At 42.9% G+C, this 26355-nt stretch carries 17 protein-coding genes and 1 tRNA gene; 5 read left to right on the top strand and 13 right to left on the bottom strand.

Annotation, left to right across the window (positions count from 1 at the left end):
• Window positions 1-523 precede the first annotated feature (523 nt).
• The 13 genes from rpoC to rpsL all read right to left on the bottom strand — a co-directional run bounded on the left by rpoC (window position 524) and on the right by rpsL (window position 16197).
• Window positions 524-4753 (bottom strand): DNA-directed RNA polymerase subunit beta', encoded by a 4230-nt coding sequence (gene rpoC / locus APHWEB_RS03785; protein ID WP_011451095.1) that lies wholly within the window; start codon window positions 4751-4753, stop codon window positions 524-526.
• Window positions 4754-4765: 12 nt separating this feature from the next.
• The gene (gene rpoB / locus APHWEB_RS03780) at window positions 4766-8917 is read right to left on the bottom strand and encodes a DNA-directed RNA polymerase subunit beta (RefSeq protein ID WP_045895554.1); all 4152 of its coding nucleotides are present in this window, start codon (window positions 8915-8917) and stop codon (window positions 4766-4768) included.
• Between the two features lie 39 nt (window positions 8918-8956).
• Entirely contained in the window at window positions 8957-9361 is a 405-nt protein-coding gene (rplL, locus tag APHWEB_RS03775; protein ID WP_011451097.1) for a 50S ribosomal protein L7/L12, read from the bottom strand.
• A 164-nt stretch (window positions 9362-9525) separates the two neighbouring features.
• Window positions 9526-10008: a 50S ribosomal protein L10 gene (gene rplJ / locus APHWEB_RS03770; RefSeq protein ID WP_011451098.1), complete on the bottom strand. Its 483-nt coding sequence runs from the start codon at window positions 10006-10008 to the stop codon at window positions 9526-9528.
• A gap of 31 nt (window positions 10009-10039) precedes the next feature.
• Window positions 10040-10690 (bottom strand): 50S ribosomal protein L1, encoded by a 651-nt coding sequence (gene rplA / locus APHWEB_RS03765; protein ID WP_011451099.1) that lies wholly within the window; start codon window positions 10688-10690, stop codon window positions 10040-10042.
• A gap of 14 nt (window positions 10691-10704) precedes the next feature.
• The gene (rplK, locus tag APHWEB_RS03760; RefSeq protein ID WP_011451100.1) at window positions 10705-11151 is read right to left on the bottom strand and encodes a 50S ribosomal protein L11; all 447 of its coding nucleotides are present in this window, start codon (window positions 11149-11151) and stop codon (window positions 10705-10707) included.
• Between the two features lie 4 nt (window positions 11152-11155).
• Window positions 11156-11716, bottom strand: a complete 561-nt coding sequence (gene nusG, locus APHWEB_RS03755) for a transcription termination/antitermination protein NusG (protein ID WP_011451101.1) — start codon at window positions 11714-11716, stop codon at window positions 11156-11158.
• Window positions 11706-11906: a preprotein translocase subunit SecE gene (gene secE, locus APHWEB_RS03750; protein WP_011451102.1), complete on the bottom strand. Its 201-nt coding sequence runs from the start codon at window positions 11904-11906 to the stop codon at window positions 11706-11708. Before secE ends, nusG begins: the two co-directional genes overlap by 11 nt.
• A gap of 20 nt (window positions 11907-11926) precedes the next feature.
• Window positions 11927-12000 (bottom strand) — tRNA-Trp (locus APHWEB_RS03745).
• Window positions 12001-12024: 24 nt separating this feature from the next.
• On the bottom strand, window positions 12025-13206 hold the full coding sequence (tuf, locus tag APHWEB_RS03740; protein WP_011450413.1) for an elongation factor Tu: 1182 nt from the start codon (window positions 13204-13206) through the stop codon (window positions 12025-12027).
• Window positions 13207-13214: 8 nt separating this feature from the next.
• Window positions 13215-15287, bottom strand: a complete 2073-nt coding sequence (gene fusA / locus APHWEB_RS03735; protein WP_011451103.1) for an elongation factor G — start codon at window positions 15285-15287, stop codon at window positions 13215-13217.
• A gap of 35 nt (window positions 15288-15322) precedes the next feature.
• Window positions 15323-15805 carry a 30S ribosomal protein S7 gene (gene rpsG, locus APHWEB_RS03730; RefSeq protein WP_011451104.1) on the bottom strand — a complete coding sequence of 161 codons (483 nt, stop codon included), beginning with the start codon at window positions 15803-15805 and terminating at the stop codon, window positions 15323-15325.
• Between the two features lie 17 nt (window positions 15806-15822).
• Window positions 15823-16197: a 30S ribosomal protein S12 gene (gene rpsL / locus APHWEB_RS03725; RefSeq protein ID WP_011451105.1), complete on the bottom strand. Its 375-nt coding sequence runs from the start codon at window positions 16195-16197 to the stop codon at window positions 15823-15825.
• A 1083-nt stretch (window positions 16198-17280) separates the two neighbouring features.
• Between rpsL and APHWEB_RS03720 the strand changes: the two genes are divergently transcribed.
• From APHWEB_RS03720 to APHWEB_RS03695, 5 genes are all read left to right on the top strand, one after another.
• Window positions 17281-18912 (top strand): ribonuclease J, encoded by a 1632-nt coding sequence (locus APHWEB_RS03720; RefSeq protein WP_011451106.1) that lies wholly within the window; start codon window positions 17281-17283, stop codon window positions 18910-18912.
• Window positions 18902-20209: a Tol-Pal system protein TolB gene (locus APHWEB_RS03715; protein ID WP_020849412.1), complete on the top strand. Its 1308-nt coding sequence runs from the start codon at window positions 18902-18904 to the stop codon at window positions 20207-20209. Before APHWEB_RS03720 ends, APHWEB_RS03715 begins: the two co-directional genes overlap by 11 nt.
• Before the next feature lie 1957 nt (window positions 20210-22166).
• Window positions 22167-22388 (top strand): hypothetical protein, encoded by a 222-nt coding sequence (locus APHWEB_RS03705; protein ID WP_020849627.1) that lies wholly within the window; start codon window positions 22167-22169, stop codon window positions 22386-22388.
• A 906-nt stretch (window positions 22389-23294) separates the two neighbouring features.
• A complete protein-coding gene (locus tag APHWEB_RS03700) occupies window positions 23295-23954 on the top strand; it encodes a COQ9 family protein (RefSeq protein WP_157857205.1) in 660 nt (219 codons plus the stop codon).
• A gap of 84 nt (window positions 23955-24038) precedes the next feature.
• Window positions 24039-25580, top strand: coding sequence for an HlyD family type I secretion periplasmic adaptor subunit (locus APHWEB_RS03695; RefSeq protein ID WP_020849414.1), 1542 nt, complete (start codon window positions 24039-24041; stop codon window positions 25578-25580).
• The last annotated feature ends 775 nt before the right edge of the window (window positions 25581-26355 follow it).

Here is a 26355-nt window from a genome sequence, read left to right as displayed (position 1 = left end):
CCTAAAATATCACCTACACAACACAGCACTTATTATGCTATCAGAATGAAATGATGCCCTGCTCTCTCTATACCAACCAAAACATCGCCTGCTCAAGAAGAGTCTCCGTACGCAAAACCCCTATAGCAAAACACACCCATTACGGACTGTTCAAAACCTACATAATGCCTGATCTCAACGAGAAAACTGGAAAAGAACCGTGACTTTTGCAAGAGGGGTCAAGTACCAGATAAAATTCGCACTACTAATAAACTACAGAAGTATATGCTCCAACACCTCCAGTCACCTGATTAAGAGCACAAGAATACGCAATAAAACCGATTATCGAAGTCTAAATGGCTTTTATAATGGGAGAAAAATAGCTTTCACACCATACCGATAGGTAAATACCTCCAAAATAACCCCGAGACTAAGCACAAAAGAAAACACCGAACCCATCAAGGCTGCCCTATACAGCACTTATAAGATTGCAGTAGAGTACCTCATCTCTGAGAACCCTACCACAATATCCTACGTAATTACCCTAGTAATCCACAACGGAGCCGCTTATGCTACCATCAGGAGCTGGAGTTTGAAACTCTTCGATTATAGAGCTTCCCAAATCACCCATGATTCCTCGCAATTCGCTATTGTAATATGTTGCATAGTCGCTCTGATCAAGCATAGCAAGCTTCTTGATCTTGTTCATTATGAACCCTGTACCTGCTGGTATCAGACGACCGACAATCACATTTTCCTTCAACCCATATAGAGGATCTTCTTTTCCTGCAAAAGCCGCCTCAGTCAATACCTTAGTTGTCTCCTGGAATGACGCAGCAGATATGAAAGAGTTAGTATCCAGACTAGCCTTAGTGATCCCCTGCAGTATCGGCACATAAGAAACTTCTTTCTTTCCAGCCTCAGCAAGCTTCCTATTCAGCTTCATAACCTCTTCACGAGACACATGCTCGCCTATCAGGTACATTGTATCACCCGGCTCAGTAATCTCTACCTTCTGCAACATCTGCCTGAGTATCACCTCTATGTGCTTGTTGTCTATCTTAACACCCTGCAACCTATATACCTGCTGGATCTCGGATATCATGTAATTTGCCAGCGCTTCAGTTCCTAACACCCTAAGGATATCGTGCTGATCAGGATCACCGTCCATTAACAGATCACCCTTATGCACAAAATCACCCTCATTGACTATTGTGTGCTTACCCTTAGGAACTAGATATTCAACTACAGGCAAGCTCTTGTCTACAGGACGTATAAATATACGCCTCTTCGAACGGTAATAATCCTTACCGAACTCAACGTATCCATCAACGTCACTAACAATAGCATGCTCCTTCGGCTTACGAGCTTCAAACAGCTCTATAACCCTAGGTAGACCACCCGTAATATCACGCGTCTTGATAGAACCCCTAGGTATCCTCGTGATAACATCACCAGCATGTACCCTTTGCCCATCCTGTACATTCAATACCGCACCTATCGGGACAAAATAACTAGCTTCCAAGTCACTCGATAATGTAACCACAGCACCATTATCGTCTAGCAACACAAGCCTAGGCCGCAGATTTGCACCTTGTAAATGCATCTTCCAATCTACAACCACCCTGTTAGAAATACCAGTCGACTCATCAAGTACCTCGTTGATAGAGACCCCATATATAAGGTCCACATACTTTATAGTACCTGTCTTCTCAGTGATAATAGGTATAGTATAAGGATCCCACTCAGCAATCTTCTCCATCATACTCACCGATTGCCCTTCGGTAGCATACAACTTAGCGCCATATGGCACACTATGCCGCATCTTCTCATTGCCCGCAGCATCCAGCAGCACAACTTCACACGACCTACTCATAACTATCTGATTACCGTACTTGTCAGTAACCACATTACTGTTAACCAGCTTAACAGTCGCATCCATCAAGGCTATCAGATTAGATACCTCAACACCACGCATAGCAGTACCACCAACGTGGAACGTTCTCATCGTCAGCTGTGTACCCGGTTCCCCAACAGACTGAGCAGCGATCACACCTACAGCTTCCCCTATGGACACCAAATCCCCAATAGCTAGATCTCTACCATAACATAGAGCACAAATACCTTGTTTGGACTCACAAGTAAGCGGTGACCGCACCTTCACCGCATCTAATCCCGCAACTCTTATCTTATCAAGCTTGCTTTCATCAATAAGCTCACCTGAAGTAAATAACTTCTCTCCTGTAACAGGATTATAGGTATCTACAGCAGCAACCCTTCCTAATACCACACTATCCAGCGTTGCTACTACAACACCACCCTCTATGACCGCTCTCGCAACAACGCCCCCGCTAGTGCCGCAATCATGTTCAACAACTGTACAATCCTGCGCTACATCTACAAGCCTACGAGTTAGATATCCGGAGTTAGCAGTCTTCAATGCTGTATCAGCAAGACCTTTACGAGCCCCGTGAGTAGAATTGAAATATTCAAATACACTCAACCCTTCCCTAAAATTCGAAATAATCGGAGTCTCAATAATCTCACCTGACGGTTTCGCCATCAGACCTCTCATACCAGCAAGCTGCTTCATCTGAGACGCAGAACCTCTAGCCCCAGAATTCGCCATCATGTAAATCGAGTTATATTTCCCTTTCTCATCACATAAAGATATAGCCTTCATCATATCCCTAGCAATCAAATCGGTACACTTAGACCACTCATCAACCACTTTGTTATAGCGCTCGCTCTTGGTTATCAAACCATCCTGATACTGTATAGAGAATTCCCTGATCTTTTCGCTAGCATCTTCAACGTGCGCAGCCTTAGTATCAGGAATAATCATATCCTTACAACCAAAAGAAATACCTGATTGCGAAGCATACTTGAATCCCAAATACATCAGTTTGTCAGAGAACTCTACCGTCTCCCTCTGACCACAACTTCTATAGACAAGATCCACAATGGAGGTGATTTCCTTAACCGTAAGCACTTGGTTGATCAAGTCAAAAGTCAAATCCTTATGCTGCGGGAATATCTGCCACAATATCAACCTACCAGGCGTAGTCTCAACTATTTCGCTAGATACAGTACCATCAGCTGCACTCTTCTGCATTCTGTACTTTATCCTTGAGCACGTATGCACAATCCCCTCATGCAATGCGTACTCCACGTGGCTGAACTCCGCAAAAGTCTGCACTTCACGCACTTCAGGATCTTCTTCCAACAACGTTAAATAGTATATCCCAAGAACGATATCCTTAGACGGAACTATAATTGGCCTACCGTTAGAAGGACTCAAGATGTTATTTGTAGACATCATCAACACGCGCGCCTCAAGCTGCGCCTCTTGAGACAATGGCACGTGTACCGCCATCTGATCACCATCGAAATCGGCATTAAACGCACTACATACCAACGGATGCAACTGTATTGCCTTACCTTCTATCAATACAGGATCAAACGCCTGAAGACCCAATCTATGCAGTGTAGGAGCCCTATTAAGGAGAATAGGATGCTCTTTAATCACTTCATCCAAAACATCCCAAACATCAGGCTTCTCACTCTGAATCATCTTGTTAGCCAACTTCACAGTCGGAGCAATACCGTACATCTTCAGCTTAGAACAAATGAACGGCTTGAACAGCTCAAGAGCCATCTTCTTGGGCAAACCACACTGATGCAGCTTCAAACTAGGGCCCACAACTATTACTGACCTACCAGAATAGTCAACCCTTTTACCAAGCAAGTTCTGCCTAAACCTACCCTGCTTACCCTTTAGCATGTCGCTAAGAGACTTCTTATAGCCCATGCTTCCAACTCTACTGGAAACGTAACTACGCCGACTGCTGTCAAACAGAGCATCTACCGCTTCTTGCAACATCCTCTTTTCATTGCGTATCATGATCGCAGGAGGATTCAGCTTGAGTAGCTTTTCCAATCTGTTATTACGGTTTATTATAGTCCTGTAATGGTGATTTAAATCTGATACCGCAGGTCTACCATTTTCCAGTGATACCAACGGCCTCAAATCCGGTGGAAGAACAGGAATTACAGTCAAGATCATCCACTCCGGCCTATTACCAGACTTAATAAAATTCTCAACAAGCCTGAGCCTCTTAACAACCTTCTTACGCTTCATTTCCGAAGAAGTTGACTCAAGCTCATTCCTCAAAGTAGCCCTGATAGCCTCCAAATCAAGGCGAGTTAGCAACTCCTTTATAGCTTCAACACCAGTGAGCGCAAAAAATCCATCCTCACCATAGGCATCCCGCGCCTGATTATAAACTACCTCACTGATTACTTCCCCCTTAGCAAAAGGAGTAGCTACCGGATCAATTACTACAAAATCTCCACTATATAGTATATTCTCTATAGCCTTTAAAGGCATGTCTAGCAGAGCACCTATACGTGACGGCAGGGATTTAAGAAACCAAATATGAGCAACAGGTGAGACCAACTCTATGTGCCCCATTCTCTCTCTTCTAACTTTAGAAGAAGTTACCTCCACTCCGCATTTCTCACAGACAATGCCCCTGTAGCGCTTTTTCCTATACTTACCACAAAGACACTCGTCATCATTAACCGGACCAAAGATCTTAGGACAGAATAGCCCCCCCTTCTCCACCTTAAAGGTACGATAGTTAGTAGTAGAGATATCCTTGATTTCTCCATAGGACATAGCCCTTATACTTTCTGGACTAGCTATGGATATGCAAATCTTATCGAACGACTGTGCTATACTGGTATAGCCATACAAATCCAACGTCTTCATAATTGTAAATCCCTACTCCACCTTGCTACTAGTAAACTCTTTATCCTGCTTTAGAACAACATCAAGGCACAGCGAGCGTAACTCCTTGACCATGACATTAAACGACTCAGGAATACCACACTCGAAGTTGCTATCCCCCTTAATTATGGATTCATAGATTCTTACCCTACCTACGATATCGTCAGATTTGACAGTTAGCATTTCCTGCAAAGTATAAGCAGCACCATAGGCCTGCAATGCCCAGCATTCCATTTCCCCAAATCTCTGCCCACCAAAGTGCGACTTTCCTCCAAGAGGTTGCTGAGTAACCAGACCATACGGACCAACAGACCTAGCATGTATCTTGTCATCCACCAAGTGATGGAGCTTCAACATGTAAATGTATCCAACAGTTACCTTGCGATCAAACTTCTGCCCTGAACGCCCATCATAAAGATCCACCTGCCCAGACGGATCAACATCCGCTAATTCCAAAAGCCGGGAAATCTGCGCATCCTTCGGACCCTCAAACACCGGAGCAGCCATAGGAACACCTCTTCTGAGCCTATTGGCAAACTTCAGCAAAGCCTCATCCGACATAGAAGCCACATCTTCCTTAAGCTTTTGCCCTTCATATACTTCGCTCAAAAAGCTACGAATACGCTCAACTACCGGCCCTTCTTCTTCCCCTGAATCAAGCATCCTACCTACCCTATGACCCAAATTCACTGCAGCCCAACCCAAGTGAGTTTCAAGGATCTGCCCTATATTCATACGCGAAGGTACACCCAGAGAATTCAAGATTATATCCACGGGCGTACCATCCTCTAGATGCGGCATATCCTCAACAGGAACTATTCTCGAAATAACCCCCTTGTTACCATGCCGACCAGCCATTTTATCTCCTGGCTGCAAATTATGCTTAACAGCCACAAAGACCTTTACAATAGTCAGAACACCCTGCGGCAAATCATAGCCGTAATTAAGCTTGTCTATCTTTTGGTCAAATTTACTATGAGCTTCAGTAATCAACTCATCAAATTTACCCTTCATATCAGCAACTTTGGCAGATATCTTAGGATTCGATAGACCAATTTCCCATAACGCTTCCAAAGACTTCGCAGCTAGAAGACTCTCTACATCAGCATGACCATTCAACGGCAAATCAGCACTACAAAGCAACTTCTTCAGCTCATCATAGAAGTACTCACTGACAACATCTATTTCGTAGTCACGCTCCTTCCTGAAGCTATTCACCTCACTTTGCTTGATAAGCAAAGATCTATCATTCTCCTCAACGCCCCTTCTAACAAACACATGAACGTCTATAACCGTTCCCTCAACATCCGGCGGCAAATATAAAGAAGAATCAACGCAATCGAATACCTTCTCACCGAAAATTGTCACCAAAAGCTTCGTCTCAGGCGGCAATGAAACCGGCGGTCTCGGAGTCACTTTACCCACCAAAACACTACCAGCAGAAACCTCAGCCCCGATATTTACAATACCAACATCATCCAGATGACTGAGACTTTCCTCATTCACATCCGGCACCGAACGCATGATCTTCTCAGGACCAAGCGGAGTATCCCGCACAACACATTCAAACTCTTCTATGTGAATTGAAGTGAAGACATCCCTCTTCACAACATCACTGGATATTACTATCGAGTCCTCAAAGTTGTAACCCTGCCATGACATAAAGGCAACAAGGACATTTTTACCCAACGCCAACTCACCACGATCTATAGCGGCACCATCGGCAATAACATCATTAGTCCTAACGTAATCCCCTATCTTAACTATAGGCCTCTGATTGATACATGTATTATGATTTGAACGCTGGAACTTTCTCAGTTTGTATATATCAACACCAAGATACTCGTCCTTATTCTTATCAAAAGCCCTGATTACGATATAAGACCCGTCAACCCTGTGTACTACACCATCGCGCTTAGCCAATACGACGGCACCTGAACCTGCCGCAACAACTGATTCCATACCAGTACCCACCAAAGGCGCTTCAGCCTTTAGTAATGGCACCGCCTGACGCTGCATATTTGAACCCATTAGAGCACGGTTCGCGTCATTGTTTTCCAAAAACGGAATCAGCGACGCTGCAACAGAAACTATCTGCTTTGGAGATACATCAATGTAATTCACGTCTTCACGCTTCACCATCACGAAGTTACCGCCATGGCGACAATACAGCATATCATCCACAAAACGGTTATTCTCATCAAGGGCAGCGCCCGCATCAGCAATATAATAGTCACTCTCCTGTGTAGCCAAAAGATACTCTACAGAATCAGTAACTACGCCATCAATAACCTTCCTGTACGGGCTTTCAATAAAGCCATACTTGTTTATCTTAGCATATATAGCGAGACTACTAATAAGACCAATATTCTGCCCTTCCGGAGTTTCAATAGGACATATCCTACCATAGTGCGTAGGGTGAACGTCACGAACTTCAAAACCAGCCCTTTCTCTCGTTAAACCACCAGGACCCAACGCCGATAACCTACGCTTATGCGTAACCTCTGAGAGAGGATTAGTCTGATCCATAAACTGCGAAAGCTGCGAAGAACTGAAAAAGTCTTTCAACACCGTAGCCAAGATCTTAGGATTAACAAAGTCACACGGCACCGCATTATCAAAGTTAACCGAGGACATGTAATCCATAATCATTCTCTCGAGCCGCAATATACCAACCCGGAATTGATTCTCTATGAACTCCCCTACAGACCTTACCCGCCTATTACCAAGATGGTCTATATCATCAACTACACCCTCACCATCACGCAATAAAACCAACTTCTTTATTACGTGTACTATGTCATCCTTAGTAAGGACAGTGAGATTCTCATCTATATCTAAGCGCAAATGACTGTTCAGCTTAATTCTTCCAACAACTGACAAATCATACCTATCTGGCTCAAAAAAGAGCCCTTTAAAGAATGACTTCACAGCTTCTAAATTTGGAGATTCTCCAGAACGCAATACCCTATATATCTCAAACAGCGCATCCTCTTGCGTTATATGCCTGTCCAAAAATAGAGTATTCAGAACATAAGGAGCAACTGTCAAAAAGTCTATGTTCAAAAACGCTATCTCACTGATATCAAACAATTCTAATTTTACAATGTGCTCCGCAGCTATCGCCTCACCCGCAGAAACAATCACAGCACCACTAGCAGGATCCACCAAGTCAGTTGCCACGAACAACCCAGAAATCCCCGCGAAAGGCACCAAATATTCCCTTAAGCCATCAGCATATAACTTTTTAGCAATCCTGAGAGTAATCCTAGTATTCGCCTTAATCAGCACATTACCGTCTACGTCCATAAGATCATAAGACAGCCTCACACCCTTAAAGCGATCCACTACAAAGGGTACCTTCCAACCCTTATCACTTCTTACGTAAAGAACTTTGTCATAAAATGTGTCTAGGATATCATTGTTAGACATCCCAAGGGCCTTTAATAAGTAGGTGACCGGGAGTTTACGCTTTTTATCTATTCGGAAGTAAATGATGTCCTTGATGTCAAATTCAAAATCAAGCCACGAGCCCCTGTAAGGGATGATACGCGCAGAATAAATTAGCTTCCCAGAACTGTATGTCTTCCCCTTATCACTGTCAAAAAAGACACCAGGAGACCGATGCATCTGGGAAACAATAACCCTCTCTATACCATTGATGATGAAGGTTCCATATGATGTCATCATCGGAAGATCGCCAATAGACACCTCCTGCTCCTTCATGTACTTAACACTCCTCTCAAGAGTGCCCTCATCTACGACGTACTTAACTTCCTTGAATGAAACCTCCTGCACCTTCCACACAACAAAACGAAGAGTTATGCGCATCGGCACAGAAAACGTTATCCCACGTTTTATGCACTCGTATTCATCATATTGAGGCTCCCCAATATTACAACTCACGAACTCGAGTACAGCCCTCCCCAAAGGATCTCGTATGGGAAACATCGACTGGAATATGCTTTGTATACCGCCACTACTACCCTCATCAATCCCTATGAAGGCATCATAAGAATCTCTCTGTATTCTTATCAAATCACTCAAAGAATCGCGAATGTCTATAGACCTCGCGTAAGAAAGCCTAGGAACAGCATCAAAATCATTCAGCACATACCCGGGACCAGAATCACCCGCAGAAGACATCAATTCCCTCAAAAACCATTACAACAAAAATACCCGTGATTACTTCAAACTCACCTGAGCCCCGGCATCTTCAAGCTTCTTCTTCACTTCCTCAGCTTCAGCCTTCTTGTACTTCTTACCCTCAATTAATTCTCTTGAACCTTCCTGTTCAACAAAGTCCTTAGCCTCTTTCAAACCAAGACTTGTACACTCTCTGACAGCCTTAATAACAGCAATCTTCTTATCAGCCGCATAGCCGTCAAACATAACAATAAATTCAGTCTTTTCAGCCTCAGCAGCTCCACCAGCACCTTGAGAAGCACTACCAGCCGCAGAAACAGAAGCCATAAGTCCACCCTTAGGAAACCCTAGCTTCTCCTCTATCTTTTCCACTAACGCTGCAGCACTACATAGATCAAGAGCGCAAATCTTCTCGACCAAATCATCTAAATCAACACTACTCATAACAAACTCCCTAAACCCTACCTCTTATCAATAACCCTCTACAGGAGGCCCCGCACATAACTGGTAGCACCATAACAAACACTAAGCTCAATACGCTGAAAAAACAACGAAAAGCCCAAGTAACTCAAATAAAAACCACTACCCTAAGTACAAAATAAGACAACTCACTCATTGCCCCCTATGGCTTTCAAACAATTAGCCAACCGCATAGGAATACCGTAAGCGATAAGCCCCACAATACGCATACGCAATTCTTCCAAAGACGGCAATGTAGCGAAAAAGACCACCTGCTCTGAAGACAGAACCTTTCCTCCATCATACGCACAAATCACCGATACTTTATCAGCCTTAGTCTTTGTAAACGCATATAGAGTTTTTGAAAGCGTAATCACATCATCGGAATACACCACAAATACTGAGCCCTTGAATTTGTCGCGCAATTCCTCTTTTCCAGTCCCCTCAAGCGCAATGCAAGCTATACTGTTCTTCACCACAGATAACCCACATCCCGAAGCCTTTATTTCCTTCCGCAATGCTACAAAGTCTCCAGCAGTCATCGACCCAAAGTTTGCAAGAACAAAACTCCCATATTTCGCGAATAACCCGCTAAGATTTTCTAAATGCTTTTCCTTATCTACCCGCTTCACTGTAAACCTCTAATTCTACCCCCCGCACGAATCAACCCAATCCAGTTATTCTAAAAGACTTACCCATGGTAGAATTCAGGAACACAGCCTTAAAGAAAGCACCCTTAACCGTAGCAGGCTTCAGCCCTTGCACAGCAGAAACCACAGCCCGAAGATTCTCCATCAAGTCCTCACGAGAAAATCCCACATCCCCGATCTTCACGTGAACAATACCATACTTATCAGATCTAAATCTCACCTGACCAGACTTCACGATACCAACCATCTTGGCAATATCAAAGGTAACCGTACCGAACTTCGGATTAGGCATCAGCCCCCTTGGACCCAAAATTTTAGCGATCGCAGAAACCTGCGACATAAAATCCGGGGTAGCAATACACCAATCAAAATCAAGTTTGCGCCCCTTCTTTATTTCTTCTATTAAATCAGAGTCTCCAACAACATCAGCACCCGCATCCTTCGCCTGCTTAGCATACTCACCCTTAGCTAAAACAGCCACTCTAACCTCTCTACCCAGCCCCTTGGGCAATACAGCAACTCCCCTTATCGAGTCACCAGACCTTGAATCACCAGTAGAAAGCTTAATCGCTACATCCACCGATTCCTTAAAACGAGCAGTCGTAGACTTCAAAAGCTGATCAATACCCTCTTCTGGAGTATAGACAATATTCTTATCCAACATAAAACGCAAACCTCCTATCTCCCCTCTACAGTAATGCCCATGGACCTTGCTGTGCCGATGACCATCTTCACCGCAGCCTCAATATCGTCAGCATTCATGTCTGCAATTTTACGTTCGGCAATTTTGACCACTTCTTCCATCTTTATACTAGCGCAGCTCTCTTTACCCGGCGCAGAAGACCCCTTTGTTAACCCAGCCGCCTTTCTCAATAAGAATGATACCGGCGAATCACTTATAGTAAAACTATACGTCTTATCCACATAAACAGATATTCTAGCAGTAACCAAATCACCTATCTCATATGGCGTACCCTGAGCACTCGTAGCCTCATTAAACTCCCGACAAAACTGCGGCATAGGAATCCCCCTAGGACCCAATACAGAAGCCACTTTAGGACCAGGAGCAGCTTTCCCCGCCTCCATAACCAGGTTAATCCTCGAAAGTAACGCAGCACTACTCATAAAATTATTCCCCTACCTTCTGTATACTACTAAATTTGAACTCTATCTTAGTTAACCGGCCAAAAATCATCACGCTAACACCAGCAACTTTCTTCTCTTCATTGACGTACTCAATTTTACCATTGAAATCCTGGAACAGGCCGTCATTAATAACCACCTCATCCCCAACTTCAAAGCCGCAAATGTCATCACCTACATCACTAGCAACACCCTGACACATACGACTGCGCATAGCTTCCATTTCAGCCAAAGGAATCACTTTAGGTACACCAAAGTCATCAAGGAGAAAATTGGACACCTTAGGAATCTTACGCACAAAATTCACAGAATCATCACACAGTTTCATATACAAAAATACGTACCCTGGCGACAATTTCTTCTTTATCTGCACCTTCTTGTTATACTTGATCTTGGTGACTTCTTCGTAGGGAATAAAAACTTCGCGGAACATGTCCGACATTCCCAACTGCATAGACCTCTCAAGTATCATCTGCGATATCTTCTCCTCATTACCCGAGGAAACTTGGATTATGTACCACTCGTGACCAATACCATCATGCTTCATAAATAACCCCAAGCATCACCTTAACAAGCCTCAAGAATACAAAATCCACACAACTAAACAACACAGACGAAAGCGCCACAGTCAGAATAACAACCAACAGGAACACCAAAACCTCCTTTCGGGAAGCCCACGAAACCTGATACACCTCCTGCTTAACATCTAACAAAAATTTAGCAAAACTGCCTATCATAGCAACCACCTACGAAATTATGGCAGGAGTGACAGGAGTCGAACCCATACTCTCAGTTTTGGAGACTGATGTTCTACCATTGAACTACACTCCTAGCTTATAACTCCAGATATAAAAACTACTCCAAAATCTCAGTAATAATACCTGAGCCAACAGTCCTTCCACCTTCTCTCACAGCAAACCTAAGCCCCTTATCTATCGCAACAGGCTTATCCAACGCTACCTCTATACTTAGATTATCTCCAGGCATAACCATTTCTACACCCGCAGGTAACGATATGCTTCCTGTTACATCCGTAGTTCTAACGTAGAACTGAGGTTGGTAATTAGCAAAGAATGGAGTATGTCTTCCTCCCTCTTCCTTCTTCAATACGTATACTTCCGCCTTGAACTTCTTATATGACTTCATTTGCCCAGGCGCACTGAGTACTTGACCTCTCTCTACGTCTTCCTTCTTTATACCTCTGAGAAGTATCCCAGCATTGTCACCAGCTTCACCAGCTTCCAATGCCTTATGGAACATTTCTACTCCAGTACAAACCGTACTTTGTAATTCACGCAGACCTACAATATCTATCTTGTCTCCGACTCTTACTACGCCTCTCTCTATTCTTCCTGTAACCACTGTTCCACGTCCAGGTATAGAGAACACGTCTTCTACAGACATCAAAAACGGCTTATCCTTCTCTCTCATTGGCAGCTCTATCTTTTCCAGAGCACCTACCAATTCCATTATCTTATCACTCCACGGACCATCAGCATCTTCTTCCAATGCCTTAACCGCAGACCCTCTTACAGCATCGATAGAATCACCATCATATCCATACTGACTCAATAACTCGCGTATTTCCATATCCACGAGCGATAACATTTCCTCATCTTCAACTACATCGCACTTGTTGATCCACACCACGATGTCTTTCACACCAACCTGCTTCGCCAACAATATATGCTCACGAGTTTGCGGCATCGCTCCGTCTGTCGCCGACACAACCAGTATCGCAACATCCATCTGCGCCGCTCCAGTAATCATGTTCTTAATGTAGTCAGCGTGCCCCGGACAGTCTACATGCGCATAGTGTCTACCTTCAGTCTCATACTCCACATGCGCTGTTGATATTGTTATTCCTCTTGCCTTTTCTTCTGGCGCCTTGTCTATCTCATCATACTTCACCACTTTGTTCGCGCCACTTAGCTTTCTAGCCAGAACAGTAGTTAACGCAGCTGTAAGCGTTGTCTTACCGTGATCCACGTGCCCTATTGTCCCTACGTTTATATGCGGCTTCCTTCCTTCTGTCATAACAATACCTACCTCTTCACATCATTAACAACAACGTTCTCAGGCACCCTTTCATAACGAGCAAAGAACATACTATACTGTGCTCTACCCTGAGACATAGAACGCAAATCCTTAACATATCCAAACATGCTACTAAGAGGTATAAATGCAGTAATCAACTTAGCATTGTGCCTATCCTGCATCTCAGAAACCTTACCCCTTCTACTATTTATATCCCCTATCACATCTCCCATATATTCATCGGGAGTAATAATCTCCACCCTCATTATCGGCTCAAGCAATACAGGAGCCGCCTTGCTTGCCATCTCCCTAAATGCCCCCTTCGCCGCCAATTCAAACGCTAATGGACTAGAATCAACTTCATGGAATGCACCATCGAACAAAGTAGCCTTAAAATCAATTAATGGGAACCCCGCTATAATTCCCGTTTCCTTTATTAACTCTAAACCATTCTGAATACCAGGTATATACTCCTTAGGAATCGCACCGCAGGTAATCTTATTCTCAAATTCAAAGCCAGAACCCGGAGGAAGAGGCTCAAACAATATGTTAACCTTAGCGAACTGCCCCGCACCACCCGTTTGCTTTTTGTGAATATACTCAACTTCCGCAGCTTTGGTTATAGTCTCCCGATAGGCAACTTGAGGAGCTCCAACTGACGCTTCTACCCCAAATTCACGCCTCATCCTGTCTACTATAATTTCCAGATGCAACTCTCCCATACCCTTCAGTATGGTCTGCCCACTCTCGTTATTTACAAAAACTTTCAAAGAAGGGTCTTCCGCAACCAATCTACTAAGCGCCATACCCATCTTCTCCTGATCAGCAGTAGATACAGGCTCAATAGCAAGCTCCATCACCGATTCAGGGAAATCCATCTTCTCCAGTATCACAGGAAAATTCTGATCACACAGCGTGTCACCAGTAGTAGTCTTCTTAAGCCCAGCTAGCGCCGCAATATCACCAGCCTTTACCTCACTTATGTCTTCCCTGTTATTCGCGTGCATTAACAAAATCCTACCTACAGACTCTGTATGCCCCTTACTGGAATTCAACACAACAGATTTGCCCGTCAACTTTCCCGAGTAAACCCGGACAAAAGTTAAGCTACCAACAAACCTATCCACCATTACCTTAAATGCAAGAGCAACGAACTTCCCATCTTCAGAAGTCGTGATCTGCATAACTTGATCCGGATCCTTAGCACTAACACCTTCTATAGTAGGTATGTCGTTAGGAGAAGGCAGGTAATCAACAACTGCATCCAAGAGAGGCTGCACCCCCTTATTCTTAAAAGCTGACCCGCACAAAACCGGAACAAAGTTGGAGCCAATAACCCCAGCCCGTATACACTTCTTCAATAATGAAACTGATATATCCTGCCCATCAAGGTACATAGACATAGCTTCATCATCCACTTCAACAGCCGTTTCAACAAGCTTAGATCTATATTTATTAGCTTCCTCCAACATACCCTCAGGTATGTCGCCATAATGGAATTTCGCACCTAACGAATCTTCTTCCCAGATTATTGACCGCATTTCTACCAGATCAACAACCCCAACAAATCCTTTGTCTACCCCTATAGGCAACTGCAATACAAGCGGCACCGCACCCAATCTATCGACAATCATATCAACACAAGTATAAAAGTCAGCGCCTACCCTATCCATCTTATTGACAAAGCAGATACGCGGCACGTCGTACCTATCAGCTTGACGCCATACCGTCTCTGATTGCGGCTCTACACCTGCAACCCCGTCAAACACAGCTACAGCACCATCCAACACCCGCAGAGATCTTTCCACCTCTACAGTGAAATCAACGTGCCCAGGCGTATCAATTATGTTAATTCTGCATCCATTCCAAAAACACGTAGTAGCAGCAGACGTTATGGTAATGCCACGCTCCTTTTCCTGCTCCATCCAGTCCATAGATGCAGCACCCTCGTGAACTTCCCCTATCCTGTTCTGCTTCCCAGTGTAAAAAAGTATGCGCTCTGTCGTAGTAGTCTTTCCCGCATCTATGTGCGCCATTATCCCTATATTCCTACACTTAGATAAATCACCCTTACTACTCACACTCCATACTCCCTGCTAAGAACACAAAAAAATTGCTAAAATCTAAAATGCGAAAATGCTTTATTAGCTTCAGCCATCCTATATTTTTCTTCCTTAATCTTACACGCACCACCGCGCTTGTTGTATGCTTCCATCAGCTCATGACACAAACAACTCATGTAAGTTTTGTTTGTACGCTTGCGACTAGCACGAGCCGCCTTAACAATCCAACGTAACGCAAGAGAAGTAGACCTATCTTCCCGCACTTCAACAGGAATCTGATACGTAACACCACCTACTCTCCTAGAGCGAACCTCCATCTTAGGCATGACGTTAGCTACCGCCGTATTAAAGATCGCAATACCACTCTCACCCTGCAAGCGTGACTCCGCCATCTTTAGCGCACCAAAAACAATCTTCTCAGCCAGAGCCTTCTTACCCTGATGCATAACAACATTTACAAAGCGAGCCAATAGGACATTACCTGAACATCCCTCTGTAGCTACCGCTCTTCTAACAACCCTTCTACGACGAGACATATATCACCACAAAAAAATTAGCTTCCCCGCTTCACCCCGTACTTAGATCTAGCCTTCTTCCTACCCTGAACACCTTTGGTATCCAGCGCACCACGCACTATATGATAGCGCACACCAGGAAGGTCTTTAACACGGCCGCCTCTAATTAAAACTACAGAGTGCTCCTGCAAGTTGTGTCCCTCACCAGGAATATATGCAATAACCTCACTACCGTAACCCGCTATCCTAACACGCGCCACCTTACGTAACGCAGAGTTCGGCTTTTTCGGTGTAGTAGTATAAACCTTCACACACACAGCCCTCTTCTGCGGATTGTGCTGCAAAGCTGGAGCCTTGTTAGCCGATACACTAGGCTTTCTGGGACGACGAACTAATTGATTAATCGTGGGCATGTAAAAACCTAAAATCACTATGAAAAGCGCTACCCACGCACCCGGAGATAGCGAAAGCAGCTCTACTTATAAGGGAATCGTAACCCCCAGTCAATACAATTCTGATTTTTTTTCAGCCACTTTCTTCAGACAATACAGCTCAGATTTACTGCGCAATATACTGGGCATCTATACCGAGTATGCTTCTCAAACATTGCGCTTTTATTGCGCTGTTTCGTAGGTGGGTATAAGCAAGCCAAGAATATACAATAGGCATGTTATTTTCTACAAACTGTGCTACGTATTCCAAGCCATTGAAAGAAAAACTCCTATTGAATTTGCATAGCCTCTCGATATGACACATACACTTTTAGGCTTTTTGTTAGGGGTAAATTAACTCTAAGTGTAATAATGGCCACGTACACATATTTCATCCGCTCAAGATTTGGCTTGCGCTTCCTTTAATAACACGAGCAGGAACCGAAGCAGTCGCATATCAATATTATTACCCTTGATGTATCGTATAGCTTACCGCTGTATATAATGTGGAAGCACCTAAAAAATGTGGAGAAACCCATTTATGTTGCCCTACATTCCTTCCAATGCTTATAAAGCCTTGCCTTTCTAAGCTTTTCTCTTCTGAATTTCTATATGCTCTAAGAACTGCTCTGTGGGCTTTATTTGTTATCCTTAGTATGCAGTAAATATTCTGCTTCGATCCGCTTTAGAGAAATTCACTATAGCTTTGGTATTTTGTCATAGTAGCGATCTCTATATAAGGTAGCTTGGTATAACGAATGTATTTCTCTGGAACCTGAGAAGGCGTTATATCTGCTTGCGTCAGAAGTTGCGGTCATCGGGATCACACAGTCACTAAATATTATTCGCATGCGCTTTTATAAAATTCTCATGTGGGAAATTGAATTGCAGTGCACAAATTGCAGTACTCTTTGTATGCTAGTATAACACCAGTAAATGCTCCTCTATTCCGCAATATACCTAAAAGTCAAAAATGGCTTTGCGGGGCCTATATTCATGTTTTTTCTTTAAAAACGTAAGCATCTATGCTACTTATGATGCGTTTTGTGGCGCTTGTATTTTGTAATGTATGTAGACGATAATAAGTTTTTGTTCCTGCCTCTGGGTGGTGTAGGAAAGATTGGTATGAATGTTTCGCTTTACCATGTTCATGGTAAGTGGATAATGATAGATCTAGGTGCTGGGTTTGCCGACCCTGATAGCATGCCGGGTGTGGATCTAGTTGTTGCTGATATTAGCTTCATAAGAGAAAGGCGTAAGGATCTCGTAGGTGTAGTTTTGACTCATGCACATGAAGATCACATAGGCGCTATCCCTTACCTATGGGAAGATCTAAGATGTCCTATATATGCTACAAAGTTCACTGCATCTTTTGTAAGATCAAAGGTAGAGCAGTTTTCCTTAAATATACCGATAGTGGAGGTTGATCCCGGTGTGCCTTTGGAACTTGGGCCCTTCACGTTGGAGTTCGTGAGTATGACGCACTCTATACCGGAGATGCACTCTATTGCGGTACGTACAGACTTGGGAAGTGTTCTACATACAGGAGATTGGAAGCTAGATACCAATCCTGTGATTGGTTCGGTATCAGATTTAGAAAAGCTGAAGCGCCTGGGTGATGATGGTATTTTGGCAGTTGTTTCTGATTCCACTAACATATTTACTGAAGGCACTTCAGGGTCTGAAGGCAGCCTGCATGATAGCATACTTGATATCGTTAAACGTTGTAAAAATAGGGTTGCTATTTCGTTATTTGCTTCCAACGTAGCTAGAATATCTACTCTCAGTAGGATAGCTAAGGAGACGGGAAGAAAGGTGGTGGTACTTGGTAGATCTTTGTCACGAGCTTTGGGGGCTGCACACGAATGTGGCTATCTTGATGATCCGGAAAACTTTCTTGATGGACGTGAGAATATAAACCTACCAAAGGAGAAGGTTCTCTATCTTTGTACAGGGTGTCAGGGCGAGCCTATGGCTGCTACTGCACGTTTAGCTAGTGGTTCGCATCCATTTGCTACGCTCGAAAGTGGTGATACTGTCATTTTTTCCTCTAAGATTATTCCTGGAAATGAAAGACGTATCTTCCGGGTTTTCAACAAGCTAGTTCAGCAGGGTGTGGAGGTTGTTACTGAATTCACTGAATCAGTACACGTATCGGGGCACCCTTCAAGGACTGATGTGCGTACTCTGTATTCTCTGCTGAAGCCTAAGTTGTGTCTGCCTGTACACGGTGAGTACATACACATGTATGAGCATGCACGTTTGGCTGAAGAATGTGGCATAGAACGTTGTATTGTCTCTTCTCCTGGAAACGTGATAGATTTGGTAGAGAGAAAGGTAGTAGATACTGTAGACTGTGGAGTTTACGGTGTTGATGGAGAGTTCTTGAGATCTGCTGACGATAGTGTCATAAGCGCCCGTAGAAAGATGCGTGATGCTGGTGCTGTGATTGTGACGCTGTTAATGAATAGGGATCATCAACTGATCAGGGAGCCTCTTGTGATTGCGCCGGGAGCTCTAGATAGTACGGAAGATCATGTGCTACTGAGTGAAGTGGCTCGGAAAATTAGCGCGGGGGTTGCAGGTCGTAGACCTAAAAACATAAAGGGTTATATAAGAAATTTGGTTTTTGCTTTTCTTAAAGACGTGGTAAAGGGCAAACCATTGGTGGAAGTACAGTTGGAATATGTCAATTAGGCTTGGAGTTGCTACGTTTTTCATATTTTTATTATTCTGTTGTGGGGGTGCTGTTGCCTCTTTGCGTCTAAGTATCACTAAGGGCAACACTGGGAAACTAAGTATAGCTTTTGCGCCCTTGCACTCTTTTGAGAGCAATTTAGCGCAGAAGATTGGCGAGAGTTGCACAGATATCATCTTAAAGGACTTGAACAACACAGGGTTATTTGATGCGCGTATTGAGATTCTTGATCCAACCTCAGATGGCGCAGCTTACTCCAATGTATGGAGAGAATTGAAGCATGACATCCTGCTTACAGGCAATGTGCAGGAGCTTTCACACGGAAGAATGGGTATCAAGTTATTCGTGTGGGATGTAGCTGCGGAAAAGAAATTGTCTGGCAAGTCTTTTAACTTTGAAATAGGAGGGTGGCGTCGGGCTGCTCATACCGTTGCAGATCATATTTATACCAGGATTACTGGCAATGGCGGGTACTTCGACTCAAAAATTGCGTACATTGCGGATATGCTGGGTGAGAGAAGAATAGCTCTGATGGATTATGATGGAGCTAACAGTGTTTACGCTTCTATAGCTAATAATGGTTGGCTATCTTTCCCTAGATTTTCTCCTGATACAAAAAGCATAGTGTACACTCTCACATCGCAGTCTTCTCCTTCTGGGAGAGTTATGTTGTACGATATGAGGAGAGAGGTTTCTTCGCTGCTAATAGGCATGTCTGGTATTGTGTCGTCGGTGAGATTTTCGCCAAGTGGCCGCGAAATATTGCTATCAGAATCGCTTAATGGCAGCACTGACATATACTCCTTTAGTCTTATAAGCAAAAAACTTACGAGGCTGACCGCTGATGAGTTCATGAACACGTCTGCTTCTTATTCCCCTGATGAGAAATCTATAGTATTTGCTTCAGACCGAGACGGTGGATCTCATCTCTATATTATGGATGCTGATGGAAGTAACCCACGCAAAATAAGCTCAGGCTCAGGCAGGTACATGTCTCCTGTATGGTCTCCCAACGGAACTTGGATAGCATTTACTAAGGTCAAGGGTGCTCGTTGTTATATTGGGATCATGCGTCCTAATGGTAGTAAGGAAAGAATGATAGCGTCGGATTGCTTTGCTGAAGGACCGTCTTGGGCACCGAATGGTCAGGCAGTTTTATATACTAAACATGTTCAAAGAGTGGAGCATTTTGCCACAGAACTTGCTATGGTAGACTTATCAAGCATGAATAGGAGGGCTATAAATACTCCAAGTGACGCCTTGATCGCACATTGGTCGAATACAATGCAAAATTAGTTAGTAAGTAATACACGTTATTCCTGACACGGCATTGCACTTGGTAGGTATATTTCAACGTATACCTTCTAACATCATAGTGTGATACATATGAGTATAGTGGACTCGCAACCCATGTATCCATAACATCCGTAGTCAGGAATCACTTCGTCTTTACCAACGCTTTGTTGAGTTCAACTGTTCAATTTATATTGAAGATGTGCTAGGAGTCACATTCAAGCTTTTACGCGTAGTTTCATGCAATCCCAAATTGGATGCAGTGAGTTATATATGTTCTCCTTGCTGAAATACCTCGTCGTGCTTTGTTTGGATAGACTGTTTACTCCATGTTCGAAGGTATGCTTGAAAAAGCGTATGCATTACTCCTACTAGCGCCGCTTTCAAGAGAAATCTAGCGTTGCACGAGATACGCATTAAAACTCGACCAAGCTATACTCCTGATATCAAAACCTATACGGGTTTTCTTTGCCGCAATTTTTGCGAGAATACTCCACCTAAGAAGTTCCCTACAATTATTTCAGCACACTTGATCCTTATCTCTTTGCACCCTCTTATTTATTTTTACTACTTACATAAAAATCCTAAGCAGAACGTGAGATACTTTTACATCGGGACTCCTCTGCAAGAACTGAGAAACCTCCTTGTGCTAGCCGCGCTGGGCGCTGTATAATTTTTATAGAATCATACGTGACAATGTACCTAGGCATACACTCTTCTGCAGTGGAGAGTGCACTGAGCACTTCCTGGATACGTATAATACAGTACAACTACACCTTGAAGCTGCTGCTACAGTACTAAAGCACGTAAGCGCTGGCCTACCGTTCAATCTTCTTGATGCTTACGGCTTAGTTACAGAAAACAGCACTGCTTTACCTAGTGGCAGCAGAACGTACTTGGAAATCACAAAACAGACAAGGTTCTCGTGTCGTAGAAGGAGCGCACTCTTCATTCTGATATGAAACCCGTAGCTCAGGAAGGTGGCAGCAGTTCTACACTACAAGACTCACTAGTTATCTTTGCACAGCAACTATCAAGTGATGCAGAAAATTAACCTACGCAGCCTCTTCAAAAACGAGCTTGGTACATCTAGTATAGATTTCAAGTACACTGAGTCCGATATCCTTTGGGAGTTCTCTCTCTATAGTGAAACACCAGTCGCAATACTACCCCTATAGAAGCGCTTTATAGCTTTTCGTATACCATTACCTACATGATTGACTCATATTAATGCTGTGTACATGTTGTAATATTTCTCAACAATCAGGCCTATCATAATAACAGATACCGTATAAGGAATGCGACACGTACAAGTACTTACTCTCTTTTTAGGGATATGCTGGTGAAACCTGTAGCTTAAATAAAACTAGTTACGTATGGATGATATTGCGTTGTATATCTGTCACTTCTGCCCGTAATTATGTGGATTAGACACTAGAGTAAAAGCGTAATCAGCGTGGAAAAATGGCTTGGACGCCCGTAATACAGAATACCATTTAGAGATAATACTCGATGACGGAACAATGGATAGAAAAGGTACAATCTGATGAGAATTACAGATACATAGCGCATGGGCGGATAACACATAAAGGACACCGTAAGCTGCCACGACTATGGATCATATCTCAGGATAATCATCACGTGCTATTTGAAATGATAGTAAAAATTTCTAGAAACGTCGTTGGTGAAATTACTCTGGCCTTTGATGAAATTCGAGCATGCGACATTCTCGCACAAAAGCACGCTAACTGATGCTAAAAACTCAAAGAATCACTAAACCGTAATACTCTATCAAAAAATAAACACCGTAAATACAGCGTCATATACTAAGGCTCACAAGGTTGTAACATTCATAATGCAAACACACGGGTAAGGGCTGTATTATCGTTATATTCTTCTAGCACTCAAACAATGATCCGGGGCAATTTTGTCTCCGACACCAGTATAAAAATCGGAAGTTTTGCAAAACGAATACAAGCTAGGTGTTAAGTTTCGCACTCATGGGGTAGTTTATGATAGCCTGATCAGGCCCATGCATGCTCAGAAGGTAATGTTTGAGTTTGTCTCAGAAGTGACATTATTGAGCATAATTGGTAGCCTATTCATATCATATTTGCCCATGCTATCTCTGGGTGGTGATTTGGTACCTTTTTCTCAAGAAGATGCAGCTAGGTGGCAATAGTACCATGGTCTTCAGTAAGTCTCACGCTCGCTTAATGACGAATAGCCGTCCGTGGAAAGCTAGCATTTGATGACGTAGCGGGTATATAAAAGTGCAACAAGCTATAATTCTTTCTACCTCACTATCTAGGGGCGCTCTCAAACATGTCACGTTATAGAATTTGAGAGATACATTTTGATATCTGGTTTTTCATCTTAATTGTTATTCTCAGTAGAGAATTTGAAGCACCATGATGTAGCGCTTGTTAAGGCTTTAGCGATTTAAAAACCGAGTCTGAGCTTGTAACAGAGATCATACGCACACATACGCTATGCACGCAGAATTGTGCTGAGGCTCCATATCCCTACCAAATTCTACACAGAACTTAATATTACACTGCAATACAAGCGAATTCACCCTCTATCACATTGCTCTCCTTAAAAGAGGTTCTCTCAGTACTATAGCCACAATTGCTATGCTCGGTAAAGAATTTGACTCATACTACTGTAGCACTTGTCGAGGCTTTAGCGATTTAAAAAGCAAACCCTACCCTGTAACACTTATACTACGCACGTAGAGTTGTACTAGGGCTCTATATCACTACCCTAGGTAAGAAGATTCCATACAAAACTTGATAACTATATTGCAATCTCAGCTGGTGAAGCATTTATCACGTTACCCTTATTGCAAGAAGTTATTGCAGTACTATATTTACAAATAGCGCAAAATAACTGACACCGAAAAATACTCCATAGTCTACAACAATTGCAACCTTATTGTGCTTGCATGGCGCCATTTTTAGAAACGTTATCAGAACTGCGTATTATGAAGTCTACATGCAGATATGCAGCACTGTAAAATGGGTTTACTCACCGTATATGGATGGTACAATGCGCGAAGTTGGTAGCAGAAATCTGGAGCTGCACTTTGAAGAGTATTGTTACTGCTGATAACAGCATAGACGATGAAATAGTAAAAAATATCTGTGAAGCCACAATTGCATTAATTCCCTCTTATGGGGTAACTGATCAGGCCTTACTAGAGGCTTGTACGCTCTTAGACATGGAAGGTAAGCTATACAAATTCCCAAATGGGATAAGAACTGTGCTTGAACATATGAACGAGGCGCTGATTGAGCATATAACCTCTACCTATGGCGATATCGATCCCTCTAAGGTACCTAGAATAAGAGACAAGATACTCTGCCTACTGGAAATATGTGTTCGTCACCATGCATCTTTGCCCGAGCCCAGAGCGCTGCTCAAGTCTCTTACAAATTATTATCTGACCCCTAGTAACACGTGTTTTGCCATGTCTATGGTTTTTAAAATTGCTGACACTATGTGGCATTTAACGCACGACCCATCAACAGATTTCAACTACTATACAAAAAGAATAACTCTAGCTACGATATACTTTCTGTCTATGCTCCACATGTCTGACGATACTTCTGAGAACTTTACTTCTACTTTTGATTTCCTAAAGAGACGAGTAGAAAATGTTATATCTTTCTATAAATTCAAGAGCAAAATAAAGTCCATATTGCCTAAGGGCTTGGGGATATTTAATGTCAAGTTTGACAGGTAGGTCAATAATGACATCTGTCGTACATACAAAAATAAATATCTGCGGTAATCTTTTCGTGCTATTAGTTTGTGGTCTGTTGGTTCCATGCTCAGCATTATGTATAGCAAGCTCTCAGGGGCTATCTCATTTCTGAAGATAGACCTTTCCCTTACTCGCCTTTTAGGACACAATTCCTTAAACAAAGAGAAGGGGGGAGATTCTTGCAATTCTAAACTCCTCAGTGGATCTTTGGCAATTCTAGATGGGATGACATCCTTCATATTCAGGCTACAAAAGAAAAGAAGTGGCAACGAGGCTTTGAAGGCTTCATGGGGCCCATTATTCATTGGTATTGTGGCAGTAATAGGCTTTTTTGGATGTTTTGGCATATGGGCAGCATTAGCGCCTCTTGATGGAGCAGTTATAGCCCCTGGTGAAGTGGTTTCATCACTCAATAGGCAGATTGTCCAACACCTAGAAGGAGGTATAGTAAAGAAAATTCTGGTTACGGAAGGTGAAACAGTAGAAAAGGAGCAGCCTCTTGTATACCTGAATAGCACTGCTGCACAGGCAAACTTGGGCATAATAAAAGAAAAACTTTTAGTATTATTGGCTACAGAAGCACGTTTAAATGCAATAAAATCACATGCTACTACAGTGGAGTTTCCCGATGAAATATTCAAACTTTCGAGTGAAGACGTAGTAAGTAAGGTGCTGGAAAATCAGAAAGAGCTGTTTTTCTCACAAAACAATAGCATCACGGGACAAATACAAATTTTGCGACAACGAATAAAGCAGCTGCATCAGGAGCTTGCGGGGCTTGCATCACAGCTCGAAGCCGAAGAAAAACAATACCACCTTATAGATGAAGAGCTAGAAACAAAAAAGAGCCTATTGGATGCAGGTTATATTAGCAAACCATACCTGCTGAATCTTGAGAGATTGCATGCTAATGCAGAAGGAAAGCTAGGTCATATACGTGCTACTATCGCGAGCACTGAGCAAAAAATTGGTGAAAATAGGCTGGAAATTATAAATATAACTAACACAGTGATGGATAGAGCAAATGCCGAATTAAAGGAAACTGCTTCTACCATTACAGATCTCAGGGAGCGTTTACGAGCTGCAGAAGACGTATTAGAACGCACAGTGATTAGATCGCCGCAACACGGTATAGTGACAGGATTAAAATACCATACAGAAGGAGGAGTGATACCTCCAGGCGGTGTTATTATGGAAGTCGTACCTATAGATGATGATTTTATAATAGATGCTAAGATTTCAATACGAAACATAGAAGAGATACTCTCAGCACAAACAGTGGAAGAAAATCTTGTAACCAGTGGAGAATATAGGGGACTTAAAGCAAAGGTACGTCTAAGCGCCTTTAACATTCGTAAGTTTGGTTTAGTAAATGGAATAGTTACTCAGGTGTCGGCCGATGCTCTGGCTGATCCACACGGTATGCGTTATTATTCTTTACGTGTTGTTATCCCCAAGTCATCACATTCCGGGAAGTTTAAAAACCTAAAGTTGTACCATGGAATGCCTGCTGAAGTCTTCGTAGTAACGCGCTCTCGCACACTGTTGGAGTACTTACTTACGCCTATTACCAGCACTTTTGAAAAGGCCTTTAAAGAACGGTAAAAAGCTGAGTGATTTGCGCTGCTTTACCTAACAAGTGAGCATTTGCTGTTCTTCGTTACCGCACGCCTAAATATTTTGAACTATGTATTAGCAGCTTGGAATATAACTAGTATCTCAAGCTGCATAACTGTTTTCCATAACATAACCGATGCGGAATGCTGTATTCTGCCTGCTATTGTGAAAAACTACATACCCTTCACTAATTTGTGTAATTGTAGAAATAGGCATGTCATCTCTAGCCTGTAGAACACTACGTACCGTTGTAATACTACCAGCACAAATGATATGATTTCACCCATAATTGGTAGAAACTACGTATCTTTTCGACTAATACGCATAGCATAGGATGCCACGTACCATCTTGCAGAGCTTTATAGTATCACCTGCACAAGTTATGTATGCTACTAACTATTGAGGAGAACTACGTATTTTTCTGAGAAATTCACATGGCTGTATAAAATAGCTATAGCGTAGAGTACTGCTTACCCTGCTTGCAGGATTTTATAGCACCGCCTTTCTTTTCGCGTGGCATATTCTTCCTACTATTAGTTAACTATATATGATATACGTAGCTATTGCCTTGAATGTTACGTACCATCTTGCAGCACTTGTAGTATCGCTCCTCCTGGGGAAGCATTTTTTATTCAGCGTTCTTTATATATTGTCATAATAACAAGCATAAGTTTCTTTATATTATCGTGACATTCTACTAGCAGTAGCGCTGCAAGCCCTTCCGATATCTGCAATTGTCCCATCGATCATCTATAGTGATATG

This window comes from Anaplasma phagocytophilum str. Webster, assembly GCF_000964685.1.
In the GTDB taxonomy this organism is placed as follows: Bacteria; Pseudomonadota; Alphaproteobacteria; order Rickettsiales; family Anaplasmataceae; genus Anaplasma; species Anaplasma phagocytophilum.
This window is presented reverse-complemented; position numbering and strand designations above follow the sequence as displayed.